At 60.3% G+C, this 15990-nt stretch carries 16 protein-coding genes; 3 read left to right on the top strand and 13 right to left on the bottom strand.

What is annotated here, in order from left to right:
- Positions 1–91: 91 nt before the first annotated feature.
- Genes FJU08_RS04860 through phnG form a run of 7 tightly spaced genes read right to left on the bottom strand, consistent with a single transcriptional unit; the run spans position 92 to position 5251 of the window.
- A complete protein-coding gene (locus tag FJU08_RS04860; RefSeq protein ID WP_141147853.1) occupies positions 92–703 on the bottom strand; it encodes a DapH/DapD/GlmU-related protein in 612 nt (203 codons plus the stop codon).
- Positions 700–1407: a phosphonate C-P lyase system protein PhnL gene (gene phnL, locus FJU08_RS04855; protein WP_141147852.1), complete on the bottom strand. Its 708-nt coding sequence runs from the start codon at positions 1405–1407 to the stop codon at positions 700–702. Before phnL ends, FJU08_RS04860 begins: the two co-directional genes overlap by 4 nt.
- A gap of 3 nt (positions 1408–1410) precedes the next feature.
- Positions 1411–2196 (bottom strand): phosphonate C-P lyase system protein PhnK, encoded by a 786-nt coding sequence (gene phnK, locus FJU08_RS04850; RefSeq protein WP_141147851.1) that lies wholly within the window; start codon positions 2194–2196, stop codon positions 1411–1413.
- A complete protein-coding gene (locus FJU08_RS04845) occupies positions 2193–3068 on the bottom strand; it encodes an alpha-D-ribose 1-methylphosphonate 5-phosphate C-P-lyase PhnJ (RefSeq protein ID WP_141147850.1) in 876 nt (291 codons plus the stop codon). Before FJU08_RS04845 ends, phnK begins: the two co-directional genes overlap by 4 nt.
- The gene (locus FJU08_RS04840; RefSeq protein WP_141147849.1) at positions 3065–4165 is read right to left on the bottom strand and encodes a carbon-phosphorus lyase complex subunit; all 1101 of its coding nucleotides are present in this window, start codon (positions 4163–4165) and stop codon (positions 3065–3067) included. The genes FJU08_RS04845 and FJU08_RS04840 overlap by 4 nt, the downstream gene beginning before the upstream one ends.
- Before the next feature lie 4 nt (positions 4166–4169).
- Entirely contained in the window at positions 4170–4778 is a 609-nt protein-coding gene (phnH, locus tag FJU08_RS04835) for a phosphonate C-P lyase system protein PhnH (RefSeq protein ID WP_141147848.1), read from the bottom strand.
- Positions 4778–5251 carry a phosphonate C-P lyase system protein PhnG gene (gene phnG, locus FJU08_RS04830; protein ID WP_141147847.1) on the bottom strand — a complete coding sequence of 158 codons (474 nt, stop codon included), beginning with the start codon at positions 5249–5251 and terminating at the stop codon, positions 4778–4780. The genes phnH and phnG overlap by 1 nt, the downstream gene beginning before the upstream one ends.
- A 132-nt stretch (positions 5252–5383) precedes the next feature.
- On the opposite strand from phnG, the gene phnF reads away from it, so the two are divergent.
- On the top strand, positions 5384–6133 hold the full coding sequence (gene phnF / locus FJU08_RS04825; protein ID WP_141148134.1) for a phosphonate metabolism transcriptional regulator PhnF: 750 nt from the start codon (positions 5384–5386) through the stop codon (positions 6131–6133).
- 269 nt (positions 6134–6402) lie between these two features.
- Here the strand turns inward: phnF and FJU08_RS04820 are convergent, their stop codons facing one another.
- From FJU08_RS04820 to mepA, 6 genes are all read right to left on the bottom strand, one after another.
- Positions 6403–7038, bottom strand: coding sequence for a 2,3-bisphosphoglycerate-dependent phosphoglycerate mutase (locus tag FJU08_RS04820; protein ID WP_141147846.1), 636 nt, complete (start codon positions 7036–7038; stop codon positions 6403–6405).
- A 34-nt stretch (positions 7039–7072) separates the two neighbouring features.
- Positions 7073–7897 carry a 4-hydroxy-tetrahydrodipicolinate reductase gene (dapB, locus tag FJU08_RS04815; RefSeq protein WP_141147845.1) on the bottom strand — a complete coding sequence of 275 codons (825 nt, stop codon included), beginning with the start codon at positions 7895–7897 and terminating at the stop codon, positions 7073–7075.
- 133 nt (positions 7898–8030) lie between these two features.
- Positions 8031–9809 (bottom strand): ABC transporter ATP-binding protein, encoded by a 1779-nt coding sequence (locus tag FJU08_RS04810; protein ID WP_141147844.1) that lies wholly within the window; start codon positions 9807–9809, stop codon positions 8031–8033.
- 80 nt (positions 9810–9889) lie between these two features.
- A complete protein-coding gene (locus FJU08_RS04805; RefSeq protein WP_141147843.1) occupies positions 9890–10222 on the bottom strand; it encodes a Rossmann-fold NAD(P)-binding domain-containing protein in 333 nt (110 codons plus the stop codon).
- Positions 10223–10483: 261 nt separating this feature from the next.
- Positions 10484–11509 (bottom strand): glucokinase, encoded by a 1026-nt coding sequence (locus tag FJU08_RS04800; protein WP_141147842.1) that lies wholly within the window; start codon positions 11507–11509, stop codon positions 10484–10486.
- Between the two features lie 333 nt (positions 11510–11842).
- Positions 11843–12853 (bottom strand): penicillin-insensitive murein endopeptidase, encoded by a 1011-nt coding sequence (mepA, locus tag FJU08_RS04795; RefSeq protein WP_141147841.1) that lies wholly within the window; start codon positions 12851–12853, stop codon positions 11843–11845.
- Between the two features lie 154 nt (positions 12854–13007).
- On the opposite strand from mepA, the gene FJU08_RS04790 reads away from it, so the two are divergent.
- The gene (locus FJU08_RS04790; RefSeq protein WP_141147840.1) at positions 13008–14840 is read left to right on the top strand and encodes an extracellular solute-binding protein; all 1833 of its coding nucleotides are present in this window, start codon (positions 13008–13010) and stop codon (positions 14838–14840) included.
- A 52-nt stretch (positions 14841–14892) separates the two neighbouring features.
- Entirely contained in the window at positions 14893–15990 is a 1098-nt protein-coding gene (locus FJU08_RS04785; protein ID WP_141147839.1) for a microcin C ABC transporter permease YejB, read from the top strand.

Raw genomic sequence — 15990 nt, 5'->3', positions numbered from 1 at the left:
GCGACCTGTTAAGCGTTGTCATAACGGTGTTGTTTGAAGGCCGAATGTCAGTTTTGTATCGGAAATATAACAACCTGAGATTCGCACGGATTTACTCGTAGGTGTTCAGGAATTCTTCCGCGCTCATCGTCCGGAAATCAGAGAGTGCGGCGCGCAGCCGGTCATGCTCCCAGTCCCACCAGCAAAGCGCATCCATGCGTGCCGCGATCTCTCTGGGAAAGCGCTGCCGGATCGGCTTTGCCGCAACACCGGCAACGATCGTATAGGCCTCGACATCTTTCGAGACGACAGCGCCGGCGCCGATCACCGCGCCATTGCCGACGCTGATGCCCGGCAGCAGCGTTGCGCCATGGCCGATCCAGACATCATGGCCGATGACAATGCGCTTTTCCCGCCGTCTGGCAAAGAAGGCATGATCGGGCTCGGCATCATTCCAGTAGTCATTTGAGCGATAGGTGAAGTGATGCAGCGTTGCCCGTTCGACCGGGTGATTGGTGGCGTTGATGCGCACGGAAGCGGCGATATTGGCGAATTTACCGATCGTGGCGCACCAGACGGCGCCATCCTGCATGATGTAGGAATAATCGCCCATTTCCACATCCTCGATCCGGCAGCGCGCCTCGATCTCGCAATAGCGGCCAAGCCGGCTTTCCTTCACCGAGGCTGTCTTATGAATGACGGGGGCAATGCCAAGCCTGGTCATGCGGCGCTCCTGCGAGGCGAAAAGGCCATGACATCGATCACCGTGTCGGCAACCGCTTCGCGCACTTCAGAATCGTGAAAGATGCCGAGGAGCGCGACACCGTCGGCTTTCTTCTCGGCAATCATCTCGATCACCACCTTGCGGTTTTCGGCATCGAGCGAGGCCGTCGGCTCATCCAGAAGCAGGATCGAATGGCTGGTGATGAAGCCGCGGGCGATATTGACGCGCTGCTGTTCGCCGCCGGAAAAGGTCGCTGGCGGCAACTGCCACAAAGCCTCCGGCAGATTGAGACGGGACAGCAGTGCCTTTGCCTTGTCGCGCGCCTTTTTCTGTCCGCTGCCTGCGGCCAGAAGCGGTTCGGCGACAACGTCGATCGCCGAAACGCGCGGAACGGCGCGCAGGAACTGGCTGACATAGCCGAGCGTGTCACGCCGGACTGCGAGGATCAGGCGTGGATCGGCACTGGCGAGATCCACTGTTGCATCCTTGTGGGCGATGAGGATCTGACCCTGGTCGACGGCATAATTGCCATAGACCATTTTCAGGATCGAGCTTTTGCCGATTCCCGACGGTCCACCAAGCACGGCACAGCTGCCGGCCTCGACGGCAAAGGAGGCATTGTCGATGACGGGCAGTTTCAGCCCGCCGCGGAGATGCATGGTGAAGCTTTTGGAGACTTCGGAAACGATCAGCGGAACGGGCATGGCTTACACCTGCAGGATGGAGGAAACGAGAAGCTGGGTATAGGGCTCGCGCGGATCGTCCAGCACCCGGTCGGTGAGGCCCTGTTCGATCACCCGGCCGGATTTCATCACCATCATCCGATGCGAAAGAAGCCTTGCGACGGCAAGATCATGGGTGACGACGATTGCGGCGAGGCCGAGATCGTTGACGAGGCCGCGCACCAGATCGAGAAGCCGCGCCTGGACCGAAACATCGAGGCCGCCGGTTGGCTCGTCCATGAAGACGAGGCGCGGGCCGGTGACCAGATTGCGGGCGATCTGCAGGCGCTGGCGCATGCCGCCGGAAAAGGCGCGCGGCTGGTCGTCGATCCGGTCGGCGGCTATTTCGACGCGCTCCAGCCAGTCGGCGGCCGTCTCGCGGATCTTGCCGTAATGGCGATCACCGATCGCCATCAACCGCTCACCGACATTTGCGCCGGCCGAGACGGTCATGCGCAGCCCGTCGGCCGGGTTCTGGTGAACAAAGCCCCAATCGGTGCGCATCAGCACCCGCCGTTCTGCCTCGCCCATGCGGTAGAGATCGGAAAAACGGCCGTCGCGCATGCGATATTCCACCGTACCGGTGGTCGGTGTCAGTCGGGTGGAAATGCAGTTTAAAAGCGTGGTCTTGCCGGAGCCGCTCTCGCCGACGATCGCCAGAACTTCGCCGGGATAAAGCTCAAAACCGACATCAAGGCAGCCGGGCCTTTTGCCATAGAATTTCGAAACACCGGTGACCTTCATCAGCGGCTGGCTGGATTTAGCCGTCATGCTGCATCTCCTTCGCCCGTATGCCCCTCGGCGCGGCGGGTTTCGCAATGGTCGGTGTCGGAGCAGACAAACATTCGGCTGCCCTTGTCATCGAGCACCACCTCATCGAGATAGACGCCACGCGCACCGCAGAGCGCACAGGGTTTTTCAAATGTCTGGACCTCGAAAGGGTAGTCCTCGAAATCGAGACTGACGACATCGGTATAAGGCGGGACGGCATAGATGCGTTTTTCGCGACCGGCGCCGAAAAGCTGCAGCGCCTTCGAGCGGTGCATTTTCGGATTGTCGAATTTCGGCGTCGGTGAGGGGTCCATGACATAACGCCCGTCGACCTTGACCGGATAGGCATAGGTGGTGGCGATATGGCCGTTCAGCGCAATATCCTCGTAGAGTTTCACATGCATGAGGCCGTATTCGGAAAGCGCATGCATCTTGCGGGTCTCGGTCTCGCGCGGTTCGAGAAAGCGTAACGGCTCGGGGATCGGCACCTGAAATACGATCACCTGACCGGGCTTCAGCGGCGCCTCGGGAATGCGGTGCCGGGTCTGGATGATGGTGGCGTCGGCCGTGTGGGTGGTGGTGGCAACATCGGCAACATTGCGGAAAAACTTGCGGATCGACACCGCATTGGTGGTGTCGTCGGCGCCCTGATCGATCACCTTCAGGCAGTCATCGGGGCCGATGATCGCCGCCGTCACCTGCACGCCGCCCGTGCCCCAGCCATAGGGCATCGGCATTTCGCGCGAGGCGAAGGGCACCTGATAGCCGGGAATGGCGATCGCCTTCAGAATGGCGCGACGGATCATCCGCTTGGTCTGCTCATCGAGATAGGCGAAGTTATAGGTCGCAAGACCTGCGCGATGGACGTTCATTCGGCGGCCTCCTTACGGTTACTGCCATGGGTATTGTCGAAGGCGGAACGCATGCGGCGTACCAGATCAAGTTCGGCCTGGAAGTCGACATAATGCGGCAGTTTCAGATGTTCGACGAAGCCGGTCGCCTGAACATTGTCGCAATGGGAAATCACGAATTCCTCATCCTGGGCGGGATGTTCGCGATCTTCGCCAAGCTCTCCGGCGCGGAGCGAGCGGTCGATCAGAGACATGGCCATGGCCTTGCGCTCGGCCTGGCCAAAGACGAGGCCATAGCCGCGGGTAAATTGCGGCGGCGCCTTGGCCGAGCCCTTGAACTGGTTGACCATCTGGCATTCGGTCAGCCGGACATCACCGATCGAAACGGAAAAGCCAAGCTCCGGCGCGTCGATTTCAACCTCGACCATCCCGATGCGGATTTCGCCGGCAAAGGGGTGGCTGCGGCCATAGCCGCGCTGGGTTGAATAGGCGAGCGCCAGCAGAAAGCCCTCATCGCCACGCGCCAGCGCCTGCAGCCGGCTGTCGCGCTCAAGCGGGAAATCGAGCGGCTCGCGGGTAATGTCGCCCGGACGGTGATCCTCGGGCAGGGTGCCATCACCCTCGATCAGCCCCTCACCGGCGAGAATGTCGGAGACCCGCATGGCCCTGGCATCGTTCGTTTCGCGCCGCGCCGGGTCCTCGACCGGGCCGTCTTCGAGCAGGCCGGGATCGAGCAGGCGGTGGGTATAATCGAAAGTCGGGCCAAGCAGCTGACCGCCGGGCAGATCCTTGTAGGTGGCCGAGACCCGGCGCTCGATCCGCATATTGCCGGTATCGAGCGGCAATGACGCGCCAAAACGCGGCAGTGTGGTGCGATAGGCGCGTAACAGGAATATGGCCTCGATCATGTCTCCGCGCGCCTGTTTGATCGACAGCGCAGCAAGGTCGCGGTCGTAGAGCGAGGCCTCGCCCATGACCCGGTCAACGGCGAGCGCCATCTGTTCGATGATCTGATCGACCGAAATGGCGGGCAGCGACCGGTCGCCGCGCCGGCGGTCTGCCAGCAGGCGGTGGGCGTTGTCGATGGCGGCTTCGCCACCCTTGACGGCAACATACATCGGCTCAGCCCTCCGTGTTCATGACTGTGGTGGAGCGCGGCAGGCAAAGGATGGCGTTACCGCAGGTAAAGATGATGTCGATGCCGCGCGGGAAGCTGGCGCGGTTTCCGGCCCAGCGGGCAAGAAAATGCGGCGGCAGGCCGGACAGTATCACATCGCGGCTGCCATCAATGCCAGGGCCTGACAGTGTGAGCGGATCGCCTGCATCAAGCGCGTCGAGTTCGATGATCAGCGTCGTCGAGCGGTCGGGATAATCCTGGCTGCCGGTGGCGAAAAGCTCGAAAGAGGGCACGGATGCGCCTTTTTCGATCACGGCGAAGGCGGCGAAGGCCTTCTCATCCGTGACCGTCGCGCCGGTGTGAAAGGAGATCCAGCTCGCGAGTACGGTGTCGGCCAGGCTCTGGGTCAGCCAGTAGGGCGTGTCATTGTCGAGAAGCGTCAGCAGAACGGCGCTCATGGCGGTGCCAAGGGGCTCAGGCGCTTCGGCCGTTTCGGCGATGGTCCGGATTGTTCCGGGCTCGGCCATGGCTTCCATGACGTTGCGGAACACGGACTGGGCGTTGAAAACGGGATCGGGAAACCCGCCGTGAAGGATTGCGGCTTTTCCGTCCATCAGTCTTCTCCCCGCACCATGGTGAAGAAATCAACACGCGTTGCTGCTGTTTCCTCGGCCTGTCTGTTGCGCTCTGCGGCGATGCGGGCGCCAAGCGGCGCGAGCAGTGTTGTCTCGATCAGCGCGCCAAGATCCGGCCGCTGCATCAGGGCATCGAGAATGGCGATCATCTGCGCCTTGCTGCGATCGGCCCCCAGACAATAGCCATGCCCCACCCGGCCATCGCCGAGACGCACCGAGGCGCGGCTGGCGGTTGCCTCGCCCAGATTGAAAGCGGCACCGCCACCACCGATCCGGCCGCGCAGCATCACAAGGCCGGTTTCTGGACCGCGCAAGGGGCTGACGGCTTCGTCGGGGGCGATGCGGTTCAGGGCGCTGCCCAGTTCTTCGGCGCTGGCGCGGGCCAGAAGACCGGCGGCCCTTTTCCGTGCTCTCTGGCCGGCACTTAGTTTTTCTGCTTCAGCGGATGTCATTGCCAAACCTCTAAATGTCTATTAATATAGACAACTATACATATGCCTATGGTTATAGAACCATGCTGTGACAGGTTTATGAAGTCTGAATGTTGATCGGGGGCGGTGTCAGTGGAAAGAAGCGAAGCGGAGATTGCCGGCGTCTCGGCGCTTGCACGCAGCAATGGCGTTGCGCTCTGGCGTCAGATCGCCGACCTGATCCGCGAGGAGATTGCCGCTGGCAGCTTTGATTCCACCGGCATGGTGCCGCCGGAGATGGAGCTTGCCGCCCGTTTTGCTGTCAACCGGCATACGGTGCGCGCAGCCCTTGCGGCGCTGGCGCAGGAGGGCGTCGTGCGCTCGGAACGCGGACGAGGAACCTTCATCGCAAGACAAGCCGATTTCGCTTTTCCGATTTCACGCCGAACCCGGTTTTCCGCAGGGCTCGGCGATCAGGCACGGGTTTTTTCCGGCAGTCTGCTGGAGGCGGCGCGCGAGCGGGCGCCGGGGCGGGTGGCGCGCGCGCTTGATCTTGAGGACGGTGAAGAGGTAATCCGCACCGAGACCGTGCGGCGCGCCGATGGTCTGGCGCTGTCGCGGGCGACCAGCTTCTTTCCGGCAAACCGTTTCGGCGGCATTGGCGATGTTCTCGCCGACACGCTTTCCGTGACGGCGGCGTTGAAGCGTTTTGGCGTGGAGGATTATTTGCGGCGCGAAACGGAGGTGACGGCACGTCATGCCAGCCCCGAAGACTGTGCGGCACTCGATCTTTCGCCCGGCGCGATCCTGCTTGTCGCCCGTTCGGTCAATACCGATCCTGACGGCCGGCCGATCCAGTATTCCCTGACCCGTTTCGCCGCCGACCGGGTGCGGCTGACGATTGATGCGGCCGATCTGGAGTGAAAAAGGGCGGCCCGAAGACCGCTGACAAAGCCATTCATATTGCATATTTGAGGTGGAGCAGCACCTCCCTCCGTCGTCATCCCCGTGCTTGTCACGGGGATCCAGATTCATAAGACATTGAATAGACAAGTCCTTTCGCCGCGCAGACGCGCGTCGGCTGGATGCCTGTGACAAGCACAGGCATGACGTCAGAAAAAGGAGCGAGGTTTGTCAGCAGCCAGAGGGCGGCCCGAAGACCGCCCCTTTTGAAACTCCAGCTGTCTGCGACCTCAGTGGGCGCCGGACATGTCGCCGAGAACCTTCTTGCTGGCGACGGTGGAATCGGCGTTCAGCGTGTAGACCATCGGCACGCCGGTGGCGAGGTTGAGCTTCAGGATCTCTTCCTGGCTCAGACGGTCCAGCACCATGACGAGGGCGCGCAGCGAATTGCCATGAGCGGCAACCAGAACCTTTTCGCCGCGGAGAACGCGCGGCAGGATCTCGGTCATGTAATAGGGCCAGACGCGGGCGCCGGTATCCTTCAGGCTTTCGCCGCCGGGCGGGGGCACGTCATAGGAGCGGCGCCAGATATGGACCTGTTCCTCACCCCATTTCTCGCGCGCATCATCCTTGTTGAGGCCGGCAAGATCGCCATAATCGCGTTCGTTGAGGGCCTGATCCTTGATGGTCTCAAGGTCGCTCTGGCCGATCTGTTCAAGAACCAGCTTGCAGGTGTGCTGGGCGCGGGTGAGCGCCGAGGTGTAGGCGACGTCGAATTTGATGCCGGTTTCGGCAAGCGCCTTGCCGCCAGCCGTTGCCTCCTGAACGCCGAGCTCGGTCAGATCCGGGTCCTTCCAGCCGGTGAAGAGGTTTTTCAGATTCCATTCGCTTTGGCCGTGGCGCACCAGAACCAGAGTTCCGCTCATGACAATGTTCCTTCAAGACTTAGCAGTGTTACATTTAACTATCGGAAAGCCCGAGCACGTCGAGCATGGAATAGAGACCGGGTTTCTGGTCCTTGCCCCAAAGAGCGGCCTGAACACCGCCCCGGGCGAAAATGCTACGGTCGAGCGCGCTGTGGGACAGCGTCACAACCTCACCCTCGCCAGCCAGCAGCACCGAATGCTCGCCGACCACCGATCCGCCGCGCAGCGAGGCAAAACCGATCGCCCCTTCCGGCCGCGCACCGGTATGGCCGTCGCGGCTTCGCACTGCCTTATCGCGCAGATCCACCTTCCGGCCCTTCGCTGCCTCTTCGCCGAGAAGGAGCGCCGTTCCGGACGGTGCATCGACCTTGTGGCGATGATGCATTTCCAGAACTTCGATATCCCAGCCCTTGGCAGACAAGGCAGCGGCTGCCTGACGCACGAGAACGCCGAGCAGATTGACCCCGAGACTCATATTTCCGGATTTGATGATACGGGCATGGCGGGCGGCCGCCTTGATCTGTGTCTCATCAGTCTCGGAAAGCCCGGTCGTGCCGATCACATGGACAATGCGGGCCTGGGCGGCGAGACTGGCAAATTCAACGGTTGCGGCCGGTGCGGTGAAGTCAAGCACGCCATCAGCCTCCAGAAAGGCTTCAAGCGGTGCGTCGCTCACGGCAACACCCAGCGGCTCTATCCCGGACATTTCACCGGCATCCCTGCCGATCATCGGTGAGCCCTTGCGCTCGACGGCGGCATGCAGGACTGCGCCCTCGGTTTCGGCGATGATGCGGATGAGCGCCTTGCCCATGCGGCCGCTGGCACCCACGACGACGAGTTTCATTGCCTTTTCGGTCATGTCTTTTCCTGGTCTGTTGGCCGGGCGGCGGCCCGGCCCTGTTTCGGGCCTTGCTGCCCGGACTGCATTCTGTTTGCCTCTATAACCCGCTTTGCGTCAATGGCGAAAGGCCGGCAGTGGCCATGGCCGTCCCTCAGTCATTTTTCGGGGCCGTTTTTGAACCCGCATTGAACTGCAGCTCGCTCAGATGGGCATAGAGGCCTCCGGGCTTCGCAATCAGCTGGCGATGCGTTCCTTCCTCGACCACCTGGCCCTCATGCATGACGATGATCTTGTCAGCATTGATGACGGTGGAAAGCCGGTGGGCAACGACGATGACGGTGCGCCCGCGCATCGCTTCATCCAACGCCTTCTGGACAAAGGCTTCTGATTCCGCGTCAAGCGCCGAGGTCGCCTCGTCGAGAAGCAGGATCGGGGCATTGCGCAATATGGCGCGGGCGATCGAGATGCGCTGCTGCTGACCGCCGGAAAGCGTGCTGCCGCTTTCGCCGACCGGTGTGTCATAGCCCTGCGGCTGGGCGAGAATGAAATCATGGGCATAGGCAAGTCGGGCGGCTTCACGGACATCTTCGTCGCTGGCATCGGGACGGCCATAGCGGATATTGTCGGCAATCGAGCCTTCGAAGAGATAAGGTCGCTGGCTGACATAGGCGATCTGGCTGCGCAGGGAATGCTTGGTGACCCGATCGAGATCCGTCCCGTCAATGGTGATCCGGCCGGAGCGGATATCGTAGAAGCGGGGAATGAGCGAGATGATCGTGCTCTTGCCAGCCCCTGACGGGCCGACCAGCGCTGTGGTCTTGCCGCCTTCGGCAACGAAGTTCACTGACTTCAGGATTTCCGTGCGGCCATAACCGAAGACGACATCATCCAGCCGGATTTCAGCCTTGCCGACCACGAGCGGCCCGGCATCTTCGTCATCGGGCTGGTGCGGGATCGTGTCGAGCACCTCGTAGAGCATGCTGGCATTGATGGCGGCGCGCTCCAGCTGCACCTGTAATTTGGCAAGGCGTTTGGCCGGGTCATAGGCCATCAGAACGGCGGTGATGAAGGCAAAAAACGAACCGGGCGGCACGGCGTGATAGATGGTGCGATAGCCGGCATAGGCGATGACGGCGGCAATGGCGCCACCGGCAAAGGTCTCCGTCAAAGGCACGGTGCGCTGGGAAAGCTTGGCGGCGCGGTTATTGCGGTTTTCCGAGCGGTCGATCAGCTTGCCGACCTTGTCACGCAGCAGGTCTTCCATGGTGAAGGCCTTGACCACGGCAATGCCCTGCACGCTTTCCTGCATGGCAGCAAAGGTACGCGAGCCGATCTCGACCGTTTCACGCGAGACCTTGCGCATCTTGCGCGAAATGCTGCGCAGTGAAATCACCACCGGCGGGGCGGCGACGAAGATGATCAGCGTCAGCATCGGATCCTTGGCGATCATCACGCCTACCAGCGCGATCACCGACAGCGCATCGCGTGCCGCCGAGGTGATGACGAGGTTCATCATGTCGCGGATACCGCCGATATTCTGGTTCAGCTGGGCAATCAGCTTGGCCGAGCGTTCCTCGCTGTAATAGGTCAGCGACAGGTTCATCAGGTGGTCGAACACCTTGCGCTGGTAGCGCGCGATGATGTTGTTGCCGATCATGTTGAGCACGACCGACTGGCCATAGGTGGCAAAGCCGCGAATGGTGAAGGCGAGAAAGACCGAAAAACACACCAGCGCGACCAGGTCGCCGCGTTGATTGGCAAAGATCTCGTCGACCACCGTCTGCATGATCCAGGCGGAAAAGGCGGTGCAGCCGGCAACGGCCATCAGGCAGAGGGTTGAGAAGCTGTAGCCCCAGAAATGCTCGCGCGCATTTTCCGAAAAGACGCGCTTCATAACCGGGTACAGCCCGACGGTATTTCCCGTATCCATCTGTTTTTTATGATGTTTTTCCAAAGACCGTGTCCTGTCTCGTCTGTCAAGTGTGACGTTTGCCCGTCATTTCTATAGCGTCAGGCGCTGGCGTTGAACAGAGCGGCACCGGCGGGTTTTGATCTGCCGGTGCCAGTGCCGGTACCGGGCAGGGGGCATCTTTGAATGTCGCCGAAACCATCCAGAACAGCGAAATCGGCATCGTCAAAATCGATCGATCGGCCGATGGCCTCCCAGGTCTCGCCGTCTTGTCTGCGCTTTTCGTCGGCCACTTTCAGAAAGGCAAGCGCGTCGGAGCCAAGGACCAGATGGTCCGGCAGGTCATCGCGGCGGGAAAGGTCGAGGATCACGGCGGCAATCCGGTCAGGATCGCCGGTCTCATAGCCGATGACCAGCTTCAGAAGGTCTGTCATCACGCCCATGCTTGCCTGGTAGTCGGGCAGGAAGGGCGGGCGAATTTTCGTGAAAGGGTGGGCAAGGCGTTGCCGGACCGGAAAAACGCCTCCGCCAGCACGGCGAAAGGTTTTTTGTTCAATGACTTAAGAAGTTGGATCCCCGCGACAAGCGCGGGGATGACGACGGAGAGGGCTGGTTCTGTGACCCCGAGCAGGCAATCTGAATGACTTTGTCAACACTCTGGCACCTCCGCCGGATCGGGCGAAGGCGTGGAGGCTTCAGCCGCGCCAGCGGCGGTTTTCAAGCGCCAGCCCGAAACGGCCGGGCGTGCGGGCATAGGTGGCAAGGCCTGCAAGGGCTGCCAGCGGATGGGTGACGACATAGGTCGGGATCGACTGCATCAGCGCATCATGCGGTGCCTTGTCTTCGAAGGCGGCGCGGAATTCGGGCTTCTGCAGTGCAGGAAGGATCTTTTCCGAAATGCCGCCTGCCAGATAGACACCGCCGCGGGCCATGAAGATCATTGCCATGTCGCCGGCGATCCGGCCGAGATAGGTGGCGAAAAGCGACAGGGTTTCCACTGCCTGCTCGTTGGATCCATCAAGTCCGGCATGGCTGACGTCAGAGGGTTCGATAAGGCTTGGCGTAATCCCGTCGGCCGTGCAGATGGCGTTGTAGAGATTGACCATGCCACGGCCGCAGAGGATCTGCTCGGCAGCGACGCGGCCCTCAATGGTCTTGATATGCGGGAAGATTTCGAGATCGCGCTTGCTGCGCGGGCCGAGATCGACATGGCCGCCTTCGCCGGGAACGGGGATCCATTTGTGCTGGGCATAGACAAGTCCGGCGACGCCGAGGCCTGTTCCCGGACCCAGCACCACGCGCGATGCCATCATCTTGTCCGGGCGCGGGGCGATCGCAACGCGGTATTTGTCCGGCATATTGGCAATTGCCAGCGCCTGAGCCTCGAAATCATTGATGATCAGCACATCCTCAAGACCAAGTTCGCTGATCATTTCCTTCGGCTTGACCACCCAGTCGCAATTGGTGAGCGGGATCTCGTCGCCGCGAATTGGACCGGCAACGGCAAGAATCGCCGAGCGCGGCTGCAGTGAGGATTTGTCCATCACCCCGGCCTGGATGGCTTCGCCAATAGTGGCGAATTCCTTGGTGTGGACGATCGGAAAATCGCGCGGCTCGGCATAAGGGTCGACAAGCAGCGAAAAACGGGCATTCGTGCCACCGATGTCACCGATCAGAATCGGAAAAGAAAGGGGCTGATCAATATCACTGGATTTGGCCATGGTGTTTCCCATATCTGCCTTTTCGTCGAAGGCTCTGTAACGGTGTCTGACGGCATTTAGCCCGTGTTGGAAGTCTGCTTCAACCAGTTCGACGACAATATGGTCGCCCTGGTTGAAACTTTTAAGTCGCCGGGGCCTTTCTCATGCGGTTGCGCCTTGTCATCCGTTTCGTCCGTGAAAACAGGCGTCAAGGGTGATTGCGGCGCCATGAAAGGCCGAAACGCTACCCTTCCGTGCTGTTTGAGGTAATACAATCGATTTAGTGCGCTTCAATGACCTACATCAAGCCAAACCGGTTTGGAAGAGCTAACAGACAAGCTGTGCCCGATTGTTTCAACCGGCGGGCCTGGGTGTTGGCACGGGGCCGACTTCCGGCCAGGGGGCAAGCGGCGGCAGCGGGATCGGCGGCGTCAGGGCTGCGGCCGGCAAAGGTGAGGGGGCGGCAGCGCTCAGTACGGTGGCACAGGCCTTGGGCAGATCGGACAGGATCTTGTAAGACGGCCGGCTCGGCTTTTTCGACGGTTTTGCGGGCTTGACGGGTTTTACGGGCTCTGCCGGTTTCCACGGCTCATCGGACAACCACCAGGCGAGATTCTCGCCGCAACCGTCATCCTTCATGTCGACAGCGTTCTGGGCTTTGCAGTCCTTCTGTCCTTTCGGGCAGAACAGGCGGATGTGGATATGATCGTCATGGCCCCAATAGGGGCGCACTTTGGCAAGATTGGAGCGGTCTCCCTTCCAGTTGTCGCAAAGGTCTTTCTTGATGCCGGGATGAACGAAAATCCGCTGCACTTCCGGGTAGCTTGCAGCACGCATGACGAGTTTTTCGCCGGCGGGGGTGAATTTTTTCGGGTCGATGAACAGCGTGCCGTCATTCTTCAGCACGGATTGTGCCGACAGGTCCTCGCGTTCGCGCAGTGAAAGCCGGTGATCCGGCATCGGCGTCAGCCAGATATCGACATCAAGGCCGATCTGATGGGAGGCGTGGCCTGAAATCATCGGCCCTCCGCGCGGTTCGGACATGTCGCCGACCAGAAGGCCGGGCCAGCCGTCATATTGCGCAGCGTCGCGGGACAGTTTCTCGATCGTATCAATGAGTTGCGGGGTGCCGAAACGGCGGTTGCGCGACAGCCGCATTGCCTGCCAGGTCTCACCGTCGATCGGCAGGGCTTGCGCCCCGGAAAGGCAGCCATCGGCATAAAAGCCAATCGCGCGGGCGGGACCGGCGGATGGGGTTGAGACCGAGGCAAACAGAACCTTGGCCGAGGGCGGATCTTCGGCGCGTGCCGGCGTCAGGCATGCGACGAGGGCAGACAGCGCAAGAATCAGTTTTTTCAATCCCATCTCATCCTCCAGAATGCGTTGCAGCAACGGCGTTGTGGTGCAGTGATCAGGTGCGGGCTCTCGCAAATACTATAAATGCTCTTGTGTATTCTGACCGAATTTTGCTTATTTTCGGATATAGGAAAAAAAAGTAATAGCGGGAAAAGGCTGAATTATGTGGAAACGAGCGCTTGCCGGTACCGGCGTCCTCCTTTGTTGCCTTGCGGCGACCGGCCCTGCCCGGGCGGAGGATGAAAGCCCCTGGCGCACAGCCGTCGCGCTCGTGGGTGATCCGCTTTATCCTGATGGTTTCGATCACTTCGCCTATGTCAATGCCGATGCGCCGAAGGGCGGCACGGTCACCCTGCCGGCGGTCGGAACATTTGATTCGCTCAATCTCGTTCCCGACAATGGCGTCAAAGCCGCCGGTCTCGGCCTCGTCTTCGAAACGTTGATGACATCGTCGCCCGATGAGATCTCGACCGAATACGGGCTTCTGGCCGAAGCCCTGCGCTATCCCGACGACTATTCGCAGGTAACCTATAAGCTCAGGCCCGAGGCCCGCTTTTCCGATGGCACACCGGTAACCCCGGAGGATGTGGTCTTTTCCTTCAACGCGCTGAAGGAAGACAATGTTCAGCAGGCCAATTACTACCGTCATGTGACGAGTGCCGAAGTGACCGGCGACCATGAGGTCACCTTCCATTTCGACGAGAAAGGCAATCGCGAACTGCCGCAGATCACCGGACAGCTTCTGGTCTTCCCGAAACACTGGTGGGAGGCCAACGGCGCCGACGGCAAGCCGCGCGACATTTCCAAGACGACATTGTCGGTGCCGATCGGCTCCGGGCCTTACGTGATTGACAGCGTTGATCCCGGCGGGTCGATTACCTACAGGCTGCGCGACGATTACTGGGGTAAGGATCTGCCGGTCAATATCGGCCGCAATAATTTCGGCACGCTCAAATATCTCTATTTCGCTGATCCCGATGTTGCTTTCGAGGCCTTCCGTTCCGGTGTTCTCGATTTCTGGACAGAGACCCGGTCGAAGCGCTGGGCAACGCAATATGACTTTCCGGCCGTCACTGAAGGCAAGGTCAAGCGCGAGGAGGTGCAGAACCCGTTGCGCTCGGTCGGCATCATGCAGGCGCTGGTGCCGAACATGCGCCGCGCGCCCTTTGATGATCAGCGGGTGCGCGAGGCGCTGATCCTCGCCTTTGATTTCGAAACGATCAACCGGACCGCCCTTTCCAGCGCCTATGCGCGTGACGACAGCTTCTTCTTCGGCACCGAGCTTGCCTCGTCCGGCCTGCCGGAGGGGGAGGAACTGGACATCCTCAACAGCGTCAAGGACGACATTCCGGCTTCGGTCTTCGACACGCCCAACACGCTGCCGGTTGGCGGCTCGGAAGACAATCAGCGCAAGAACCTGATGGCCGCGCTGAAACTTCTCAAAGAAGCCGGTTTCGAGCGGCAGGGCACGCAGATGGTCAATATCAAGACCGGCAAACCCTTCACTTTCGAGATCCTGATTTCCAATCCCGGTCTCGATGTCGTGCTGCTGCCCTATACCGAAGCGCTGCGCAAGATCGGCATTACCGCGACGATCCGGGTGGTTGATGATTCCCAGTATCAGAACCGGGTCAATGACTTTGATTATGATATGATCTGGAATGTCTGGGGCCAGTCGCTCAGTCCCGGCAATGAGCAGCTTTACTACTGGGGCTCGAAAGCAGCGGATCAGCCTGGTTCGCAGAATTATGCCGGCATTTCCGATCCCGGCATCGACCAGCTGATCAACAAGGTCATCTTCGCCAAGGACCGTGATGAGCTGGTGGCGGCATCAAAGGCGCTCGACCGGGTTCTTCTGGCGCATGATTATGTGATACCGCTCTATTATTCGAAGAATTATCGCATTGCCTATTGGGACAAGATCACCCATCCGACCTTGCCCGAATACGGGCTCGACTTTCCGGGTGCCTGGTGGTCGACGGATGCCGCCCAGTGAGGCGAGTAAGGAAAGACGTGCTGCATATTGAGTTTGCAAGGGCCGGGGGCTGATGGGAAGCTATATCCTGCGCCGAATTTTGCTGATGATCCCGACACTGATCGGCATTATGGCGATATCCTTCATCGTCGTGCAGTTTGCGCCCGGCGGACCGGTCGAGCAGGTTATCGCCCAGCTCAACGGTCAGGCCGGCGGTGCCGAGGCGCGCATTTCCGGTGGCTCGGATGCCGGCATGTCGATGGATAATTTCGACAGTGGCGGGTCGTCGCAATATCGCGGCGCCCAGGGGCTGGACCCGGAACTGATCAAGAAGCTGGAAAAGCAGTTCGGTTTCGACAAGCCGCCGCTGACACGGTTCCTGCTGATGATGCGGGATTATGCAACCTTCAACTTCGGCGACAGCTTCTTTCGCAACACCTCTGTGATTGATCTGATCATCGAGAAACTCCCCGTATCGATTTCGCTTGGCGTCTGGATCCTGATCCTGTCCTACGGCATTTCCATTCCGCTCGGCATTGCCAAGGCAGTGCGTGATGGCACGCGTTTCGATGTCTGGACCTCGGCCATCGTGGTGGTTGGCTATGCCGTGCCATCCTTCCTGTTCGGTATCCTGCTGATCGTGCTGTTTGCCGGTGGTTCCTTCTTTGACTGGTTCCCCTTGCGCGGGCTCGTCTCGGATGATTTCGCCTCGCTGTCCTGGTGGCAGAAGATCCTCGATTATCTCTGGCACATCACCCTGCCGGTCATTGCTCTTGCCGTCTCCGCCTTTGCGACAACGACGCTTTTGACCAAGAATTCCTTTATTGACGAGATCAAGAAGCAATATGTGGTGACCGCCCGGGCCAAGGGCCTGTCCGAGCGGCAGGTGCTTTACGGCCATGTGTTCCGCAATGCCATGCTGATTGTCATTGCAGGATTTCCCGGCGCCTTCATCTCCGCCTTCTTCACCGGCTCACTGCTGATCGAGAACATTTTCTCGCTCGATGGTCTCGGGCGGCTCGGTTATCTCTCGGTCGTCAACCGCGACTATCCCGTGGTCTTCGGCACGCTTTACATCTTTTCCCTCATCGGCCTCATTGTCGGCCTGATTTCCGACCTGATCTACACCTGGATCGATCCGCGCATCGATTTCGAAAAGAGGGATGTGTGA

Source organism: Martelella alba (genome assembly GCF_006516955.1).
Lineage (GTDB): Bacteria > Pseudomonadota > Alphaproteobacteria > Rhizobiales > Rhizobiaceae > Martelella > Martelella alba.
Note: the sequence above shows the minus strand (reverse complement) of the source record. Positions and strands in the feature narration are given on the sequence as shown.